This is a genomic window from Marinobacter sp. CH_CUG1437-1 (genome assembly GCF_037029655.1).
GTDB classification, from domain to species: Bacteria; Pseudomonadota; Gammaproteobacteria; order Pseudomonadales; family Oleiphilaceae; genus Marinobacter; species Marinobacter salsuginis.
In genome coordinates this window covers 256121-275133 of record NZ_JAYMEW010000005.1, presented here as the reverse complement: position 1 = coordinate 275133, position 19013 = coordinate 256121, and the positions used below count along the sequence as shown (strand labels likewise).

Below are 19013 nucleotides of genomic sequence, written 5' to 3'. Positions count from 1 at the left end.
CCCGTCTGGTTACCAAACTTTACAAATTGCCAAACCTATCAAGGTCTACAGTCACCACATCCCCTAAAGTAGCGGCACAACCTCTAACAAGGATAAACGGTTGCCGCGATGAAACGCCTGATTGGTCTGCCTGTTACTGCTGTCTCCCTCATCCTCGCCGGTTGCGGTGAAGAATCCGAACAGTTGCCTGTGGACGGGCGGGATTTCGATGGCGTGGAATACAGCGAGCCTGCGCCTTACACGGGTAAGGTCATCGACGGCTACCTGAAGAACGCCCGGGTCTGGCTCGACATGGATGGGGACAGTCAGTTCACCCCGGGGCCTCTGGTTGTCGAGCTGGAGAACGGCAGGGAAGTTACCCTTGCCTCGGGGGAGCCCACCGCCATGAGTGGTGCCGGCGGTCGTTTCGCAATGGATATTTCGGAACTGGTCCTGGACCCTTCAGTGGGGCCGGATCTTGATCCACGGGATTATGCGCTGCACGCCGTAGCCCTTCCGGGTAAAACCCTTGAGGAAACGCGTAACGGGGAGGTTCCGGTGATCAGAGCCTACCTGATGTCGGCGCCTCCGGGTGTCCGCAATATCACGCCATTGACCACGCTGGCCCGTTACCGGGGCATCGTCGGCCTTGGTACCTTTCTGCAAACACCTTCCGGCGCGGCAGCGAGCCTGGCGGACCTGAATCTGGTGCGGGACTATATCCTCGCCCAGGACGAGCGCTCACATGCCTATGCCCGGGCACTGGCAAGGTTCATGGCCAGCCAGATTCCCTCTGCCTACAACGACTTGTTGGCGGCCGGGGACAGTGACGGTACGGAGCGATTCTTGAGCAGGGAAGCGGCGTTTCTATTGGGCGTATCGCTGGTGCAGAATGCTGCAGATGTGATCGCGGTGGTTGATGATGTCGCCCAGGGTGATTTTGCCAATGTCGATGTGGACGCCCTGGTGCTCCCCGAAGTGGATGTGGAATTGAGCGACCCGGTGCTGCTGACCAGCCAGAAGGTATACGCCGAGCCCTCCAATCAGGACAGCCTGCCTGCCAACCGATCCGGCCTGCAGATCTCCGCCGAGCTGGCGTTCGCTTACAGTGAGAGCGGGCGCCTGCTATCCGTCTCCGCGAACGGCTGCCTGTCACCCTCCATGCCGGAGCTGGCACGACTGATCGATGTTAACGGCTACATGGCGGACCTGGAAACCCAGTGGTTGCCCTCCGCCGCGCTTTCGGAGCAGAGCCGTCTGAATTTCGACGAAGAGGGCACGGATGAGCGGCTGGTTTTCGATTGGGGGAATCGCCGCATTCACTTCGAGACCAGCACCACCTGCCATGAACACAGGGGAATTGCAGCGGATTCAACGGAATTGGGCGGCCCTCCAGAGGTCTCCTACAGCTGGACGAAGGACAGCGGCGATCTGGTGGAACTGGTTGCTGAGACCAGCAGTGGTGCAAGGCGCACGCTGGTTCCGGAAACCGACAATTCCTCGTCCGTTTTTCCCGGATACCGGATTTCAGAGCAGGGCGTTGAGGTGGAGGCCGTAACCTTTTCGGCGGGTATAGACAGCTGCGCTCCACAGCAAGAGGCTGTCGACGCGAGTCAGGTTGTGACAGGCGTTCAGGCATACCAGTTTTCCGGCTATGATCCCCAGCCTGCGGGTTTCACCGATCCGGTGCTTGAATTTGATCGACGGGAGTTTTCCGGGCCCGAACAACCGAATCTCCGCCTGTTGCGCTATGGATTCCTGGATCCGGATCTTATCCAGCTGCCCCGTGTGACTGGCGATGGCAGTTTCGAGTGGGCGATAAACTATCCGGCAGCAGACGGGCCAGGCTTTGTTGCAGAACAACCGAACCTTATCCGCGATGCCTATCTGAAAAATTACAATTCGTCCGGAGAATGCGGCCGCGAGTTTGAGGGTGTGCCCAACTCTGCTTATGCGAAGGTAGAGTTTGGTTACCAGAGGTTGTCTGAGTACCTGGTGGGACTGCTGGAATAGAGGCGATCAGTGGCAACCTGGCTTCTGGCAAGAAGGCTTCGTAGATCGGATGCTATTTGAGGAAATTAACGACGTCGCCGGTTGGCTGTCTTGCCATTTCCTGAGGAAGGAAATGGTGCCGAGGAGAGGACTTGAACCTCCACGGGGTTGCCCCCACTAGCACCTGAAGCTAGCGTGTCTACCAATTTCACCACCTCGGCAGGTGATTTGCAGAAGCTTAGCTTGTTGAAAACTAAACGTTTCTGCCAGCGTTGAGGTGTGTCCCTCAACCGATGGCGCGTACTTTAATAATTCCCGCCGAGGCTGTCAAACATTTTTTCGCAAAAAGAATGGCAGGTATTTGTGCCTATTCCTTGCAGGTTGATAGGCAGGAGCTCCGTCCCAACGTTATACTCCATTGCAAACGAATCTGAACTGTGCCGCGTTGGTACAGCCTCTTAACAAGGATCCGAATGGTTTCCAGGAAGAAAAACGACCGGGATCCTCACGCCAGCCGTGAGGCCCAGAAATACGAAAATCCTATTCAAAGCCGGGAATTTATCCTCGCGCATCTCAAAGAGCGTGGCGCTCCCGCAACCCACGAAACACTGTGTTCAGAACTTGGTCAGTCGTCAGAGGAGGGCATTGAAGCCCTTCGTCGGCGATTGATTGCCATGTGTCGGGACGGGCAGTTGATTTGTAACCGGCGTGGCGCCTACCTTCCCATTGAGGAAGCCGACCTGGTGACGGGGCGGGTGATTGGGCACAAAGATGGCTTCGGCTTTCTGGTGCCGGATGACGGGGGCTCCGATCTGTTTCTCACTGCCCGACAGATGCGTCAGGTGTTTCATGGGGATCGGGTGGCCGCTCGGGTTGATCGGGTTGATGATCGAGGCCGGCGCGAAGGTGTGATTGTTGAAGTTCTGGAATACCGGACCAGCCAGACGGTGGGACGCTTTTTCCAGGAAAGTGGTATCAACTTCGTTGTTCCTGAAAACGCGCGGATCAATCACGAAGTACTGATTCCCCAGGAGAATTGCGGCAATGCCCGCCACGGCCAGTATGTTGTGGTGGACATAGTTCGCCAGCCCACCGTGCGCACTCAGCCACTGGGCAAGGTTGTTGAAGTGCTTGGCGAACACATGGCGCCAGGGATGGAAATTGACGTTGCCATCCGTTCCTACGACATTCCCCACAGCTGGCCGCCCGCTGTCGGTGAGCAGACGGCACAGATTCCGGAAGAGGTCACTGAGAAAGACAAGGCCAACCGGAAGGACATCCGAAATCTCAGGCTGGTAACCATCGATGACGAAACGGCCCGGGATTTCGACGATGCTGTCTATTGCGAGCCAAGGCCTCGTGGTGGCTATCGTCTGATCGTTGCGATTGCCGACGTGTCCCATTACGTCCGGCCCGGCTCCCCACTGGATGAAGAGGCGTTAAACCGCAGTACCTCGGTCTATTTTCCGGACCACGTTGTGCCAATGCTGCCAGAAAAGCTGTCCAATGGCCTTTGCTCGTTGAATCCGGGCGTCGATCGCCTCTGCATGGTGGCCGATATGACCATTAGCGCCGCCGGTAACATCAGCAGCTACAACTTTTATCAGGCGGTCATGTTCAGTCATGCGCGGCTTACCTACAACAAGGTAAGTACCATGCTGGAGCACCCGGACACCGAGCAGGGCTATAAGCTGTGCGAGCAATACGCCAACGTGCTCCCGCAGTTGCACAATCTTTATGGTCTTTACCAGTTGTTGCGCAAGGCGCGTACCGAGCGTGGTGCAATTGATTTCGAAACCACCGAAACCAAGATCGTGTTTGACGCCGACCGGAAGATAGAAGAGATCGTGCCGGTACAGCGCAACGATGCCCACAAGATCATCGAGGAGTGCATGCTGTGTGCGAACGTTGCCACAGCGCGATTCCTGAAAAAACACAAACTCCCGGCGCTTTATCGCGTGCATGATGGCCCGTCAGAAGAGCGGCTCAATGCGGTTCGGCTGTTCCTGGGTGAGCTGGGTCTGCAACTGGGCGGCGGTGATAACCCCACGTCTGCGGACTACCAAGAGCTTCTGAACAGTATCAAGGACCGCTCGGATGCCAATGTTATCCAGACGGTGATGCTGCGTTCACTCAGCCAGGCCGTTTACAGCCCTGAAGAGGGCGGCCATTTTGGCCTTGGTTATGCGGGTTATGCTCACTTCACGTCGCCAATCCGACGTTATCCGGACCTGATCAATCACCGGGCCATCAAGTCGGTTATTCACGGAGGGAAGCCTTCCAAGGATGTGGTTCCGCCTCCCAAACCGGATCCCGAGCTCGCCGAGTACCCCTATGATATGGCCCGGATGGAGCAACTGGGTGAGCATACTTCAATGGCGGAACGCCGTGCCGATGATGCCACCCGGGATGTCATGGCCTGGCTGAAGTGTGAGTACCTCAGTGATCATGTCGGTGAGGAGTACGATGGCGTCATTGCCTCCGTCGTGCCCTTCGGTTTCTTTGTGGAGCTTTCTGGCGTCTACATAGAAGGTCTGGTGCACGTGTCGACGCTAAGCGGTGACTTCTTCCATCACGATTCAGCCAAGCATCGCCTCATCGGTGAGCGCACAGCAATGAGTTTCCGGCTCGGGGATGAGGTCCGTGTGAAGGTCGTTCGGGTTGGAATGGAGGACCGCAAGATCGACCTGGAGCTGATCAGCGAACCGGTCCACCGACAGGCTGATCGCGACGCGCTTGCGGTTCCTGATAAAGGCGAGCGTGGAAAGGCCAGGCGTAACGCCGGCAAAGGCGGCAAGCCGCCGGGCAAAGCCAAGCCTGCACGAAAGAGTGCATCACCCGGCGAACCTGGCCTGAAGCGCCCGAGGAAACGCCCGGCGTCGACGTCATCAAAGAAAAAGGGGCCTGAGGCCTTCGATGATAATGAAACGCCTTCTGCCAGGGATGAGCTGGTTGCGAAGGCCGCGAAACTCGCCCTGAAAAAAGGCAAGAAGGGCAGTGGCGCTGGCAAAGGCGACAAGAAAGGCAAGCCGCGCAAATCAGGCAAGTAACAGGAAGCAGAATCAGTGTCCGGAGAATTTGTGTTTGGCTGGCACGCGGTTGAGGCTGTCCTCAAGCGCGAGCCTGAGCGTCTGCAGCAGGTCTGGATCCAGACCGGCCGGCAGGATAAGCGGGTCAAGAGTATTACCGATACCCTCGATAGCCTCGGCGTGCGCTGGAAAGTTGTGCACCGTAAAGAACTGGACGAGCGGGTGTCCGGTGTTCATCAGGGGATTGTCGCTGCTGTCAGCGAAAGTCGCGAGTGGACCGAAGACGATTTGCTGGCGCAGCTGGCAGGCAGTGACAAGCCGCCGTTTTTACTTGTCCTTGATGGCGTGACCGATCCCCATAATCTTGGCGCCTGTATGCGCACGGCCGATGCCGTGGGTGTTCAGGCGGTCATTGTTCCCAAGGACAAGTCCGCTTCGCTGACTCCGGTTGCCCGCAAGGTTGCCTGTGGTGCTGCCGAGACGGTGCCCTTTGTACGGGTCACCAATCTCGCACGTTTTCTGCGCAGTTTGCAGGATCAGGGTGTTTGGCTGATCGGTACTGCCGGTGAGGCAAAGGCAACGCTATACCAGGCCGATTTCAAGGGCCCGGTGGCGTTGGTGATGGGGGCCGAAGGCAAAGGGATGCGCCGACTGACACGGGAGCACTGCGACCAGCTGATCAATATCCCTATGCTTGGTCATGTCGACAGTCTCAACGTGTCCGTGGCTACGGGTGTTTGCCTATACGAAGCCCTGCGTCAACGGCTTGGTTAACCCTTGCACACAAGGGCTTCCCCGCCTAGAATACGTGACCCCTTTTTTAAGGGGTGGTTTTGTATTGTCTGAATACCGGCAATCCGAAGCCAAGCTTTTGATCAAGCCTTTCTTGTAAAGCCTTATTGATAAAGCAAAAAGAAACCGGCAGCAGAATGCTGTCAACTCCTTGCTTTCATGTTTGTCGGTCGCGGGTTCAGATCCGTGCCGGGAAAAAGGAAGCTGTTTAAACCGTAGGGAGAACTCATGCGTCACTACGAAATCGTTTTTATGGTACATCCGGATCAGAGCGAGCAGGTGCCCGCGATGATCGAGCGTTATACCGGCGTCATCACTGAAGATGGCGGCAAGGTACATCGCCTGGAAGATTGGGGCCGTCGTCACCTGGCATACCCGATCAACAAGATTCACAAGGCTCACTACGTACTGATGAACGTTGAATGTTCACAGGCCGCAATGGACGAGCTGACTCACAACTTCCGTTTCAACGATGCAATCATCCGCGACATGATCCTGCGCCGCGATGGTGCGGATACAGAACTGTCCCCGATGAAAGCTTCCGAGTCCCGTGAAGACCGTCGTGGCGGCGATGATCGCCCGCGTCGTTCAGCCGAATCTGACGAGCCACGTCAGCGTGCTGAATCCCAGGACGAAGAAGAGTAATTAACCGGAGTTGAGGAGTTAAGTTATGGCTCGTTTTTTCAGACGTCGTAAGTTCTGCCGCTTCACGGCAGAGGGTGTCAAGGAGATCGATTACAAAGATCTGGACACTCTGAAAGGCTACATCACTGAAACCGGCAAAATCGTGCCCAGCCGCATTACCGGCACCAAAGCACGTTATCAGCGTCAGCTGGCTACCGCTATCAAGCGTGCCCGCTACCTGGCACTGCTGCCGTACTCGGACAGCCACGATAACTAAGTAACAGAAACACAGGACTTGGGACCATGCGTGCACTTGCACAGTATGTAATGCGCGGTCCCCTCCAGGCCGGTGGGGTAGCAGCAGTAACAACTGCCGTACCCTTGTTGTTCTGGATTGGCGCAGCCGTTGTTGGCCTGGTCATTCTCAGGCTTGGCATCAGTCAGGGGCTCAATATCGGGCTCTGGGCATTACTTCCGGCGCTTGGCTGGAGCATTTTCGGGCAGGACCCGACCGCTCTGGCCGTGTTGCTCCAGGTGATGCTTATGGCGTCATTGATCAGGACAACGCTGTCCTGGGAAAAAGCTCTGCTTGCGGGAAGTTTTCTCGCAATCGTCACGGGCCTGATGTTGCCTGTGGTGTACCCGGGGCTGCTGGATGATCTGGTCCAGGCCGGGGTGAGTTTTTACCAACAGTACAATGCCGAAATTGCGCAGAGTCTCGGCGATGACCTCGATAAGGTTATCCGGGACACGATGAACGCGAGCATGGCGGGCACTTACCTGGCAACGGGTGTAGGCATGACCATGCTGGCGCGGGCCTGGCAGGCGGGGCTTTATAACCCCGGTGGATTCCGCAAGGAATTCCATGGCCTGAGGCTATCACCGCCTATTGCGGTGTTGTGCGCGGTGACCATGGTAGTCGGTCCGTTCCTCGGGCTGAATTCCATGCTGCTGGCCTGGGCCGCGGGAACGCCGCTGTTTCTGGCCAGCCTGGCGCTGGTGCACGGCGTTGTTGGTTTGAAACAGCTCAGTGGGAACTGGTTGGCGATGTTCTACGTAGCGCTGATCCTTCTGGGCCCAAGTCTGATGATTCTGTTAGTGGTTCTGGCTTTTGTGGATAGCTGGCTGGATATCCGGAGGCGTATAAGCCCTGCCGGGCCGGCTGAATAAAGCACGAAGAGGTTAACGAGATGGAAGTTATTCTGCTCGAGAAAGTTGCAAACCTTGGCTCACTGGGTGACAAGGTGAAGGTTAAGGCCGGTTACGGTCGTAATTTCCTGCTTCCTTATGGCAAGGCTGTACCTGCCACCGAAGCAAATCTGAAAGCGTTCGAAGAGCGTCGTGCCGAGCTTGAGAAAGCGGCTGCTGAGAAGCTGTCTGCTGCCCAGGCCCGCGCCGAGGCCCTCGAGGGTGCTGCTTTCACCATCAGCTCCAAGGCCGGTGAAGAAGGCAAGCTGTTCGGCTCTATCGGTGTCCGCGACATTGCTGACGCGATCACTGCCGGTGGTACCGAAGTCGAGAAGAGCGAAGTTCGTCTGCCGGAAGGCCCGATCCGGGTGACTGGCGAGTACGAGATCGAGCTTCAGCTGCACTCCGACGTTGAAGTTACGGTCAAGCTGGCGGTCGTTGCCGAGTAAGCCGTTTTCCCTGAAAACGGCGTCGGGGTTGCCCGGCTCTGGTAATACGCTGGTGGCCCTCGCTTCCTCTTTATGAGGTCCAGCGCTGGCCAACCTGACAGGCCCGAACCGCATCTCGCGGCTTTCGGGCCTGTTGCTTTCTGGTATGCTGTTAAGTCCCTGTAACCCTCTCCCATTGCTGCGACAGGTCGCTTAAACTGTCGTGGTTGTGATGTGCAACTGAAGATGTGTTCATGGCCAAGCCCAATCTGAAGCCCGCGAGTACTGATCTCGAAACCAGCCGTATCAAGGTGCCTCCCCACTCTGTGGAAGCAGAGCAGGCGGTATTGGGCGGCCTGATGCTGGATAACCGCCGGTTCGACGAGATCTCGGAAGTGATTTCGGCCGCCGATTTCTATCGGCAGGACCACCGCCTGATTTTTGGCGCCGTGGAGCGTCTTGCCAGTGAGAGCGAGCCACTGGATGTTGTTACCCTGGCGGAATTCCTGGAGCGCGCCGGCGATATTGAGGATGCCGGTGGCTTGTCCTATCTGGCGGAATTGGCTGAGAAAACTCCGGGCGCAGCAAACATCCGTGCCTACGCGGATATTGTCCGTGAGCGGTCCATTCTGCGACAGCTGGTAGAGGTGTCCGGCAAGATTTCCGATTCGGCCTTCAACCCGCTCGGCAGGAACAGTAATGAAATTCTCGACGAGGCCGAGCGGAGCGTATTCCAGATTGCTGAAGCGAGGGTCAAGGAAGGTTCCGGTCCACAGGCCATAAACCCGATTCTGGCCAAGACCCTGAGCCGGATAGAGGAATTGTTTGAGTCTGGCGAGCAGACCACCGGTCTGACGACGGGCTTCAAGGATCTGGACGAACAGACCTCGGGCATGCAGCCCTCGGATCTGATCATTGTGGCGGGTCGTCCCTCCATGGGTAAGACGACGTTTGCCATGAATATCGTGGAAAATGCCCTGATCAGCACCGGCACGCCGGTGCTGGTGTTCAGTATGGAAATGCCGGCGGATGCCCTTGCCATGCGGATGCTCTCGTCGCTCGGGCGCATTGATCAGACCAAGGTCCGTGGCGGTAAGTTGGAAGAGGACGACTGGCCCCGGCTGACGTCGGCGGTGAGTCTGCTCAAGGACAAACCTCTTTATATCGATGATACGCCGGGTCTGAGTCCCACGGAAATGCGCTCCCGGGCCCGACGCATTGCCCGGGAGAATGACGGCAAGATAGGCCTGATCATGGTCGACTACCTGCAGTTGATGCGGGTCCCCGGCAACACCGAAGGCCGGACGGCCGAGATTTCGGAAATCTCGCGGTCCCTGAAGGGTATTGCCAAAGAGCTTAGCTGCCCGGTGGTGGCGCTGTCCCAGCTTAACCGGAGCCTTGAGCAGCGGCCCAACAAGCGCCCGGTTAACTCGGATCTTCGGGAATCGGGCGCCATCGAGCAGGACGCCGACGTCATCATGTTTGTGTACCGGGATGAGGTCTATAACGAAGACACGCCGGACAAGGGCATTGCCGAGATCATCATTGGCAAGCAGCGGAACGGCCCCATCGGCACTATCCGCCTGGCTTTTATCGGCAAGTACACAAAATTCGAGGACCTGGCCCACGGCGATTACAGCGACTATGGCGGGGAGTATTGATGCCCCGCAGCACTGTTGCCCGGATTGATCTCGACGCCCTTCGCAGGAACTATCAGACAGCCCTGAATCGGGCCGGCGGGGCGCAGGTGATGGCCGTGGTCAAGGCCGACGGCTATGGCCACGGCATAGGGCCGGTGGCCTCGGCCCTGGACAGCCTGGCCCCGAAATTTGCGGTGGCGTGCATCGAAGAGGCGGCGGCCATCCGGGAAGCGGGCCTGGCACAGCCGGTAGCCCTGCTGCAGGGTGTCCACGCCGAAGCGGATATTGATGAGTGCGCCCGGAACAGGTTTGAGCCGGTTTTCCACAGTTTCCAGCAACTGTCGTGGCTGGAGCGCCTTGAAACACGACCGGCGTTCTGGCTGAAAGTGAACAGCGGCATGAACCGTCTGGGCTTTCATCCGGACGAACTGGCCGGAGTTATGAGCCGACTGCAGGCCATGAGTGCGGAGAAGGGACTGCTGGGCTTTGTGACCCACTTCGCCTGTGCCGACGATCCGGATAGTGCCATGACGGCGCAGCAGACATCGGTGTTTGAGAAGGCTACCTCTGCGTTTCCCGGGCTGATGAAGAGTGTGGCCAATTCGGCCGCCCACTTTCATCCGGGCCAGCCGATGTTTGACTGGAGCCGACCGGGCATCATGCTGTATGGCGGTTCGCCAATGGTTGGCAAAACCGGCCCGGAGCTTGGTCTGGAACCGGTGATGTCGCTGGAGGCACCGTTGATCAGCACCCGAATGGTGCCAGCGGGAGAGTCTGTTGGGTACGGAGCCGGCTGGGTCGCCGATCGGGACACCCGGATGGGTATGGTGGCCATTGGTTATGGCGATGGTTATCCCCGGCATGCGGGCACCAACACACCGGCGGCGATCAATGGACAGCGGATCCGGCTCATCGGTCGGGTATCCATGGATATGCTGGCGGTTGATCTCACCAATGCTCCGGATTCGAAGGAGGGCGACACTGTCGAACTCTGGGGGCGCACAGTTGGTGTTGATGAGGTGGCGACCTGTGCCGGCACCATCTCCTACGAGTTGATGACCGGCATCACCGGGCGGGTACCGCGGCAATACCGGTAGCATTCAAGAGCGCCTCGTCAGCCCGCTTCCGGTTCGTGAATGATTTCCTCGATAAAGTCGAGGATGGCAGCGAGGCTGCGGTCGTCCAGCTTTTTGAGCACCTTGTGTACGACCATCTTGCTGCCCTTGAGCATGCTGCTGATGCCCATTTTGGCCATGCCCATCATCATGTTGCTGGCATGGAGGCGGCGAAGCGGCTCCAGGAAAAAGAAGTCCAGACCTTCTTCGGTCATGTCCACAATCAGGTTGAAGAGCTTGTCGATGGCCTCCTTGTCGGCCTTGCCCCGCTCGCGCAGTTCGCCGACGGTGTATAGGGCCCGGGTTCGCAACTCGTCGGGGATCGGCGCCACAATGTGGCTCTGTTGTTTCAGCATGACAGTTCCTGTTGTTGTATGCTCTTGAAAGAAATAGCAAAGCATTAAGTTCAGACTGCATCAGTGTAGGCGCCGGAATCCAGAAGCCATTGGCCAGACCGGTTCCGAAATACCGTCACATAAGTGATACCAGGAGGCATTGAATCCTCGTGCATGTACTTGTTGTCCACGATTACGGCCCTTTGGGGAAGGTTCTGCTGGAGCGTTTGCGGGCTACGCACCTGCACGTCAGCCCATTGCTTGTCAGTGACCCCTCCAATGCCGACCTTGATGCACTGGAGAACTGGATTCCCGAGGATACCGATCTGATTGTTAACGCACTCTGGATGGCCGATCCCGAGGTCGCCGAGAAAGACCCAGAGGGCGTCCACATGGCTGCGTTTTCGCTACCCCTGGCCATGGCGGAGTTTGCCCGTGATCGCGGTATGGCGCTGCTACAGCTTTCCTCCTGTTACGTATTCGATGGCCGTAAGCAGAGTGGATATATCACCTCTAACCCCGGGCAGCCGGTGAACGAATTGGGGAACTGGCAATGGGAGTGCGAGCAGGCTTTGCGCACCCTGCTGCCGAGACACATTATCCTGCGAACCGGCTGGAGCCTGGCGCGATTTATACGAAAGGTTCAGGCCAGCACTGCTGCCGGTGAGGTGCTGTCATTACCTGGGCGGTGCCGTGGCCAGCCTGTGGCGGTTCGGGATTTGGCCCGGGTGATCGAGGCGGTGGTTCTTCAGCTTGATTGTGGGGCCGAAGTGTGGGGCACCTATCAGTACGCCGGCGCCGAGGAAATCAATCTCTACGAGCTCGGCCTGGCAATCGCCGGCCTTCCAGGGATCCCGGAAGGTATTCGGGTCGTGGATGAGGTGCCGGAGTGGGGGCATCTTGAACCGGTGAATACCACGCTGATCTGCACCAAGATCCGAAACACATTCGGGATCAAACAGATGCCATGGCGTTCGGGCCTGGTGGATGAGCTGGCCATGTTGAAAAAGAATAACGGGAGGGAAGTGGAGAGCGAGCCCGCCGGTTCATGAAACCGACGGACACAAAGCAGCTTCTCAGTTATTGCACTGGCGAGAAAATTCCCGGCTGACCATCTGCAGGCCTTCGATATCCAAGAGTTCGACTTCCCGGCCCCTGGCCTTGATGAGCCCCTGATTCTGGAAACGCGTGAAGACCCGGCTCACGGTTTCGACAGCCAGTCCTAGGAAGTTGGCGATGTCGTTACGTGCCATGGGCAGACTGAAGTTGGTCGGAGACATGCGTCGGCGCTGGAAGCGGCTGGACAGCGATAACAGCAGTGCGGCAATGCGCTCTTCGGCGGTATTCTTGCTTAGCAGCATGGCCAACTGGTGACTGTTCTGGATCTCCTGGCTCATCAGGTGATACATGTGATGCTGCAGTTCCGGCAGCTTGCCAGTGAGCTCCTCCAGTTTGTCGATCGGAAACTCGCAGATGCTGGTCCGCTCCAGAGCCTTGGCGGTGCACGCATAGTTCTCACTGCCAATGCTGTCCAGACCCACCAGTTCACCGGGCATGAAAAAGCCGGTTACCTGTTCTTCGCCACTCTCGGTGATAATCGACGTCTTGATGGAACCACTTTTCACCGCAAAGCACGCGCGGTAGGGCGTGCTCTGGTCAAAGATATGTTCGCCGCGGTTGAAGATTCGCCCCTGCTGGACAATGTCTTCCAGCCGATCAAGGTCGTTCTCTTCAACTGCCAGGGGAAGGCAAAGATTGCTCAGGCTGCACTGGTGGCAAGAGGCCTTGAGGGGAGAAGCCTGACGAAACGGAATTGCTTGAGCCATACGTGATGATCCGTCCGATTTGATCCATATCAACTATGTACCTTAATACGGATAGCGGTCTTTGCCAATAATCAAGCTTAATGATCTGAGAATATAATTGTTAAAAATAAGGGCCCGAAGGCCTTTGTGCCACTCATGCTTACAGTTTTTCAAATACCAGAGACGCGTTCGTCCCACCAAAGCCGAAACTGTTGGACATCACGGTGTTCAGTGCGCCTTCGCGACTTTTCGGGCCGACTAACGGCATGTCGCTGATTTTCTCGTCCGGATCGCTGAGGTTTCTGGTGCCTGCAATGAAGCCATTCTGCAGCATCAGGAGCGAGTAGATCGCCTCCTGCACGCCTGCAGCACCAAGGGAGTGGCCGGTCAGTGATTTGGTAGATGAAATGGCGGGGATGTCGGAACCAAAAGTTGAACGCACCGCGCCCATCTCGGCAACATCGCCAACCGGGGTGCTGGTGCCGTGCGCGTTGATGTAGTCGATCTTGCCACGGATCGTGGCCATCGCCTGTTTCATGCAGCGCTGGGCGCCTTCGCCCGAGGGAGCGACCATGTCGTAGCCGTCTGAGGTGGCGCCATAGCCGGTAAGTTCGGCAATGATGTTGGCACCGCGTTTCTTCGCATGCTCCAGCTCTTCCAGTACCATCATGCCGCCACCGCCGGCGATCACGAAACCGTCTCGGCCGGCGTCGAAGGGGCGCGAGGCTGTCTCGGGAGCGTCGTTGTACTTGGTGGAAAGGGCGCCCATGGCGTCGAACATCATTGTCAGGCTCCAGTCCTCTTCTTCTCCGCCGCCGGCGAACACGATGTCCTGCTTGCCCGCCTGGATCTGCTCCATGGCATGGCCGATGCAGTGGGCACTCGTGGCGCAGGCCGAAGACATGGAGTAGTTCACGCCGCGGATTTTGTATGCTGTGGCCAGACAGGCGGAAACCGTGCTGGTCATGATGCGGGGCACCATATACGGCCCGATGCGCTTCACGCCTCTCTCACGCATGATGTCGGTGGCTTCAACCTGGCTGGAACAGGACGCGCCGCCTGAGCCCGCGATCAGACCGGTGCGGTCATTGGAGATCAGCTCCTCGGTCAGCCCTGCCTGGGCAATGGCCTGCTCCATGGACAGGAAACTGTACATGGCCGACGGGCCCATGAACCGGCGGATCTTGCGGTCGATAACGGATGTGTCGACATCCACCGAGCCTGCAATCTGGCTGCGAAAGCCCATTTCCTTATAGGTTTCGTTGAAACGGATGCCGGACTTTCCATTTTTAAGGCTGTCCCTGACTTCATCCAGTGAATTGCCAATGCAGGACACAATGCCCATACCGGTGACGACGACGCGTCTCATAAGTTCCTCCTTACCGACCGGCCGATGCGGCCGACCTTGCGATCAATAACGTTATTTAACAGTCTAGGCGCTTTGGCCCGGATACGATATTTGACCTTGGTAAGGGGAGAAGGCCGGATAAAGCCCCACAGAGTGTTCAGCGCTTGCCGCTTCGACCCTTTCTGGCGCCCTTCTTTGCGCCGCTGGCCTCCTCGCGAGCGGCTTTCTCAGCCGCGGCTGCCTCGGCTTCCCGGGCTTCGCGTTCGACCATCTCAGGGGTTTCCAGCGAGATGCGTCCCAGAGTTCCGGCCCGGAATTCGTTGAGCAACACCTCCGATACTTTGTGCAGATCCGGGATGCCACCGCGACCGAAGAATCTCCGCTTCTCGGCAATTCCGTCCATCAGCGCCAGGGCATCTTTCGGTAGTTCCTCGAAGCCGTAGCGGGCTTTGACCAGCTCTGGATAGGCTTCCAGAAGGTACTCGGCCTCGAACATGGCCACATCCTCAAAGTCCAGCACCGCGCTGCGAATCGCCCCAGTTACCGCCAGACGATAACCACAGGCTTCGGGAGACAGTTTCGGCCAGAGGAAGCCGGGCGTGTCGTAGAGCAGAATGTTGTTGGGCAGTTTGATGGCCTGTTGCGCCCTGGTTACGGCTGGCTCGTTCCCGGTCTTGGCCGCAGGGCGCCCTGCCAGGGTATTGATCAGGGTGGATTTACCGACATTGGGAATGCCCAGAATCATCACCCGCAGTGCACTCTTCTGGCGATCATGATCGGGCGTCATTTCCTCCGCCAGTTTGAGGATAGCCAGCGCTTCATTGCGTTGGTTGTGGGTAAGCGTAATGGCGCGGACGCCGCGCTCTTTCTCGAGCCAGGCTAACCACTGCTCAGTGATTTCTGGATCTGCCAGATCGCGTTTGTTCAATACCTTGATCAGCGGGGTATCACCGCGCAGGGCAGGTACCAGCGGGTTTTCGCTGCTGAAAGGAATGCGCGCATCAACCACTTCGATGATGAGGTCCATCTGTGGCATGACTTTTTTGATCTCCTTGCGGGCCTTGTGCATGTGCCCTGGAAACCAGTTGATGGCCATCGTATCTGCTCCGGATTGGTTTGAACGGCGCCATTATGAAGGGGAATGACCAAACTTTCACATTTGTTTGAATCCCCGTGTGTGGCGGCTTTTGGCGTGGAAGACTGAGAAGTATGTACAAAAAGAGGGCTGATCGGGGTGAAAAACCGTATCCGTATGTTTTAGGGTGTAGTCCCTGAACGATGAAACCAATGTATTTCGGTGGTATTTCAATTGTGGCCACCTTGTTTATGGAGAGAGTTATGAAGCTTGCAAAATTGTTTGGTACTGCCCTGGTTGCCCTGAGCCTTTCGGTCCCGGCCGTGGCCCAGCAGTCCGGCGGCCAGCCTGATCAGGTTGACCAGCTGGCCCAGATGGTAGGGCTGACCGAAGAGCAGCAGACCGAAATCCGCGCCATCATCGACGAGATGCAGGGCGAAATCGGCGAGCTCCGCCAGGAAGCCCGCGCGCTACAGCAGCAGATGCAGGGTGAGATCAAATCAGACTTTGATGAAGCTGCGATTCGCGAGCAGGCCAAAGAGCTTGGGGAAGTGACCGGCGAGATTGCAGCTCTGTCCACTTTGATGCAGGCGAAGGTAGACAGCGTGTTTACCCAGGAGCAGCGCGACGAGCTGGATAAGCGTATGCAGCAGATGCAACAGCAAATGCAGCAGCGTCGTCAGATGCAACAGCAGATGCAGCAGGGGCAAGGTCAGGGCATGCAATGATCCTGCTTTCCCTCTGACTTTGTTGGAGAAGGGCCGCATCCTTGGGTGTGGCCCTTTTTTTTGGTCTGTAGCCTGCTGGTTTTGGGGGAGGAACAGGGGCGTGGCGCCCTCCCAAAAACCGCTACGAGCACATCCATGTGCGCTTGGCTGTGGCCATCCTTGGCCACAGACATTTTTGGGAGGGCACCACACCCCTGTTCTTCGAACGGTTCAGTAATCGCTTACTGATCATAAGGTTGGCTGAAAGATTTGGCGCGGAGTGTCTTCCGATAACTCCTATTTCTGAAGCTTGGCGGGTGTGGGCCTTTGACAGAATGTCGGCGGCCAAGGATGGCCGACGTCAAGCGCACATGGATGTGCTCGTAGCGGTTCTGGCAAAGGCCTACACCCGCCGAGCCACCCCCAAAACCAGAAGGCTAGGAGCCCAAGCCCGAAGCCCCGCTAGAGCCAAAGGGTTTAACCAGAACAATAAGCCGGGGAAGCAGGGTAAGCGCCCCCACCAGAGCCATGAACATGGCAAACCCGGTGAACAACCCGAAGTAGATGGTCGGGATGAAGTTGGACAGCACCAGTATCGAGAAGCCGGAGATGATGGTCAGCGAGGTGAAGAACATGGCCTGGCCGATGCTTCGGTGGCAGCGGTGCATGGTGGCGATGTAGTCGCCGTCTTTCTGGAACTCGGTTTTGAACCGATGAATATAGTGGATGGTGTCATCCACTGCGATGCCCACGGTGATGGCGGCCACGGTGATGGTCATCATATCCAGGGGGATGCCCATCCAGCCCATCAGGCCGAGTACGGAGCCTGCTGCGATCAGGTTGGGGGCGATGCCGATCAGGGCCAGCTTCAGCGAGCGGAACAGGATCAGGAACATTGCCATGATGGCGGCGAAGACCACGCCGATGGTTTTGATCTGGGAATCAAACAGGCTTTGCAGCATGTTGTTGTACATCACGGTCATGCCGGCAAAGAGCACCTGGTCTTTCGAGTAGCCCAATTCCGTGGTCAGGTGTTCGTGGATGCGGTTCAACAGCTCCTGTCGACGCAGTTCCGGCATGGTCTCCAGGATCCGGATGCTGAATCTCGCCTGGTCGTGCTCCTCGGAGATGTAGGGCGTCAGCAGGGTGTCCTGCAGGTCGTCCGGCACGGCCGCCGGTACAAACGCCAGCTCCAGGGCGTCCAGAGGCTCGCCCTGGTTGATTCTGGCGAGGATCTCCAGGGTGGTGTTGATGGACAGTACCTTGCCGGTTTCGGGTAATCCGTCCAGATACTCGTGAACGGCTTCCAGTTCCTCCATTTTCTGGTAGGTGTACCAGGTATCCCGGTATTCCTCGCCGGCGCCGCAATCCTCCACAAACGGATCACAGTCGCTGGCAAACGGGTCGCCGCCGTTAGCGCCTTCTGGTGGCGGGTCGTCGGTAATCACTACGTCCAGGGGGGTAGTACCGCCCAGGCGGTTGTCGATGGTGATCATGCCCTGGTGGATTTCGGTGGAGGATTTGAAATAATCGATGAAGCTGTTTTCCACCGTCAGCTTGCTCAGGCCGACCACGCAGAGCACCGCAATCACGCCGGAGCCGACCAGTACCGTTTTGCCGAAGTGCTCCGTGAAGCGGGCAAAGGCATCGGTGAAGGGAATCTGATCGGAGGTAACCCGGCTGTCCAGTGGTGGCGGCAGCAGGGTCAACAGGGCCGGGAATATGACGAAGGTAATGAGGAAGGCCACCGTCAGCCCCAGGGTCATCATCCAGCCAAAGTCGATAACCGGGCGAATGCCGCTGAAGGTGAGGGAACCAAAGGCGACAATGGTGGTGATGGCCATGTAGAAGCAGGGCTTGATCATCGCCATCACGGTGTTGCGCAAGGTGTCTTTTGCGCTGGCCTCTGGCTCGTCATGCTGGAACTCCCGGTAGCGCACGATCAGGTGAATGGTGAGCGACAGGGTCATGATCAGCAGCAGGGAAATGAAGTTGGAGGAGATAACCGTCACCGGCCACTGGGCCCACCCCAGAAAGCCAATCATCAGCCAGACCGTAAAGCCGCAGCACAGCAGTGGGACCAGCACCCAGCGCCATTGCCGGAAGATAATGGCCAGGGTGAGTAGCAGAAATGCGAGCACGCCTAGCCCGAAGGTCGAGAGGTCGTTTTCGATAAACCGGATCATGTCCGCCACAATCATGGGCACGCCGCCCAGGTGGATCTCTGCGCCATCCCGGTACTTGTCCAGTATGGAGCGAACGGTGCGGATGGTGGCATCGCGTTCCACACCGAGGGTTTCGGTAAAGTCGATGAACTCCTGCTTTACATGCTCCAGTTCTGCCAGCTCGGCTTCGGAGGCTTCGCCAGCGTCGGCCTTGTCTCTCAGGTCGTTGCGTTTTCTCAGCAACTCGAAATATCGATCCGGCGTGGGCAGGTTGACCTGTATCGCCGTGGTGCGGCCATCTTCACTGATCAGCAGGTTGGGGTAGAGCGGGTTGTTCAGCAGCGCCTCGCGGGCCGTCTCTGGGGCCACACCGTGTTCGTCGAGGGTCTTGATCTCGCTGTCCACGGTGTCCAGCGTCAGATTCGGGCTATGCAGGAGCGGCACATTCAGGATGCTGTTGGTGGAGCCTACTGCGTCCAAACTCTGCAGCTCATCTCGCAACGCGCCCAGCCGGGCGAGGCCCTCTTCCGAGAACAGTTCACCCTCGGGGGTATAGGTGACGATCAGGAAATCATCCGAGGTGGTGAAGCGGCGGTTTACCTGACGGTATTGCTCCAGGGAGCGGTCGTTTTCGAGTACCAGGGATTCGGCAGAGGCATCCAGCCGGAACTCGCCGAATTTGATAGCGGCGAGCGCCAGCAAAACAGCAAAGGCCGAGAGGATGATAAACGGGTGTGGAAAAACCAGGCGATCATACAGGGCGCGAAGACGATTCATGAACAACTACTCTG

16 protein-coding genes and 1 tRNA gene are annotated in these 19013 nt (G+C 57.6%); 11 read left to right on the top strand and 6 right to left on the bottom strand.

Annotated features, from left to right (window positions below; genetic code table 11):
- Window positions 1-108: 108 nt before the first annotated feature.
- Entirely contained in the window at window positions 109-1992 is a 1884-nt protein-coding gene (locus tag WA411_RS14945; RefSeq protein WP_291909858.1) for a hypothetical protein, read from the top strand.
- Between the two features lie 113 nt (window positions 1993-2105).
- Here the strand turns inward: WA411_RS14945 and WA411_RS14940 are convergent.
- Window positions 2106-2192, bottom strand: a tRNA-Leu gene (locus WA411_RS14940).
- Window positions 2193-2444: 252 nt separating this feature from the next.
- Here WA411_RS14940 and rnr point away from each other — a divergent pair.
- The 8 genes from rnr (at window position 2445) to alr (ending at window position 10769) form a co-directional block, all read left to right on the top strand.
- Window positions 2445-5021, top strand: a complete 2577-nt coding sequence (gene rnr, locus WA411_RS14935; RefSeq protein ID WP_069184035.1) for a ribonuclease R — start codon at window positions 2445-2447, stop codon at window positions 5019-5021.
- A gap of 15 nt (window positions 5022-5036) precedes the next feature.
- Window positions 5037-5774, top strand: coding sequence for a 23S rRNA (guanosine(2251)-2'-O)-methyltransferase RlmB (gene rlmB, locus WA411_RS14930; RefSeq protein ID WP_069184036.1), 738 nt, complete (start codon window positions 5037-5039; stop codon window positions 5772-5774).
- Window positions 5775-6020: 246 nt separating this feature from the next.
- On the top strand, window positions 6021-6437 hold the full coding sequence (gene rpsF, locus WA411_RS14925) for a 30S ribosomal protein S6 (protein ID WP_291909861.1): 417 nt from the start codon (window positions 6021-6023) through the stop codon (window positions 6435-6437).
- A 25-nt stretch (window positions 6438-6462) separates the two neighbouring features.
- Window positions 6463-6693 (top strand): 30S ribosomal protein S18, encoded by a 231-nt coding sequence (gene rpsR, locus WA411_RS14920; protein WP_007154918.1) that lies wholly within the window; start codon window positions 6463-6465, stop codon window positions 6691-6693.
- Between the two features lie 26 nt (window positions 6694-6719).
- Window positions 6720-7586: a hypothetical protein gene (locus WA411_RS14915; RefSeq protein WP_209398848.1), complete on the top strand. Its 867-nt coding sequence runs from the start codon at window positions 6720-6722 to the stop codon at window positions 7584-7586.
- Window positions 7587-7606: 20 nt separating this feature from the next.
- A complete protein-coding gene (gene rplI / locus WA411_RS14910) occupies window positions 7607-8053 on the top strand; it encodes a 50S ribosomal protein L9 (protein WP_064227062.1) in 447 nt (148 codons plus the stop codon).
- Window positions 8054-8286: 233 nt separating this feature from the next.
- Complete coding sequence (gene dnaB, locus WA411_RS14905; protein ID WP_041644976.1) at window positions 8287-9693, top strand: replicative DNA helicase; 1407 nt, start codon at window positions 8287-8289, stop codon at window positions 9691-9693.
- Window positions 9693-10769: an alanine racemase gene (gene alr, locus WA411_RS14900; RefSeq protein WP_222466228.1), complete on the top strand. Its 1077-nt coding sequence runs from the start codon at window positions 9693-9695 to the stop codon at window positions 10767-10769. The genes dnaB and alr overlap by 1 nt, the downstream gene beginning before the upstream one ends.
- A 17-nt stretch (window positions 10770-10786) precedes the next feature.
- Here alr and WA411_RS14895 read toward each other — a convergent pair whose 3' ends face one another.
- A complete protein-coding gene (locus WA411_RS14895) occupies window positions 10787-11143 on the bottom strand; it encodes a hypothetical protein (protein ID WP_136629773.1) in 357 nt (118 codons plus the stop codon).
- Between the two features lie 149 nt (window positions 11144-11292).
- Between WA411_RS14895 and WA411_RS14890 the strand changes: the two genes are divergently transcribed.
- The gene (locus tag WA411_RS14890; protein WP_069184040.1) at window positions 11293-12174 is read left to right on the top strand and encodes an SDR family oxidoreductase; all 882 of its coding nucleotides are present in this window, start codon (window positions 11293-11295) and stop codon (window positions 12172-12174) included.
- A gap of 24 nt (window positions 12175-12198) precedes the next feature.
- Here WA411_RS14890 and fnr read toward each other — a convergent pair whose 3' ends face one another.
- From fnr to ylqF, 3 genes are all read right to left on the bottom strand, one after another.
- Window positions 12199-12948 (bottom strand): fumarate/nitrate reduction transcriptional regulator Fnr, encoded by a 750-nt coding sequence (fnr, locus tag WA411_RS14885; protein WP_153634566.1) that lies wholly within the window; start codon window positions 12946-12948, stop codon window positions 12199-12201.
- 139 nt (window positions 12949-13087) lie between these two features.
- On the bottom strand, window positions 13088-14296 hold the full coding sequence (gene fabB, locus WA411_RS14880; protein ID WP_209398845.1) for a beta-ketoacyl-ACP synthase I: 1209 nt from the start codon (window positions 14294-14296) through the stop codon (window positions 13088-13090).
- A gap of 136 nt (window positions 14297-14432) precedes the next feature.
- Window positions 14433-15371: a ribosome biogenesis GTPase YlqF gene (gene ylqF / locus WA411_RS14875; protein WP_209398844.1), complete on the bottom strand. Its 939-nt coding sequence runs from the start codon at window positions 15369-15371 to the stop codon at window positions 14433-14435.
- Window positions 15372-15613: 242 nt separating this feature from the next.
- On the opposite strand from ylqF, the gene WA411_RS14870 reads away from it, so the two are divergent.
- Entirely contained in the window at window positions 15614-16078 is a 465-nt protein-coding gene (locus tag WA411_RS14870) for a Spy/CpxP family protein refolding chaperone (RefSeq protein ID WP_227514549.1), read from the top strand.
- A gap of 416 nt (window positions 16079-16494) precedes the next feature.
- On the opposite strand, the gene WA411_RS14865 is transcribed toward WA411_RS14870, so the two are convergent.
- Window positions 16495-18999: an efflux RND transporter permease subunit gene (locus WA411_RS14865; protein ID WP_291909872.1), complete on the bottom strand. Its 2505-nt coding sequence runs from the start codon at window positions 18997-18999 to the stop codon at window positions 16495-16497.
- Between the last annotated feature and the right edge of the window lie 14 nt (window positions 19000-19013).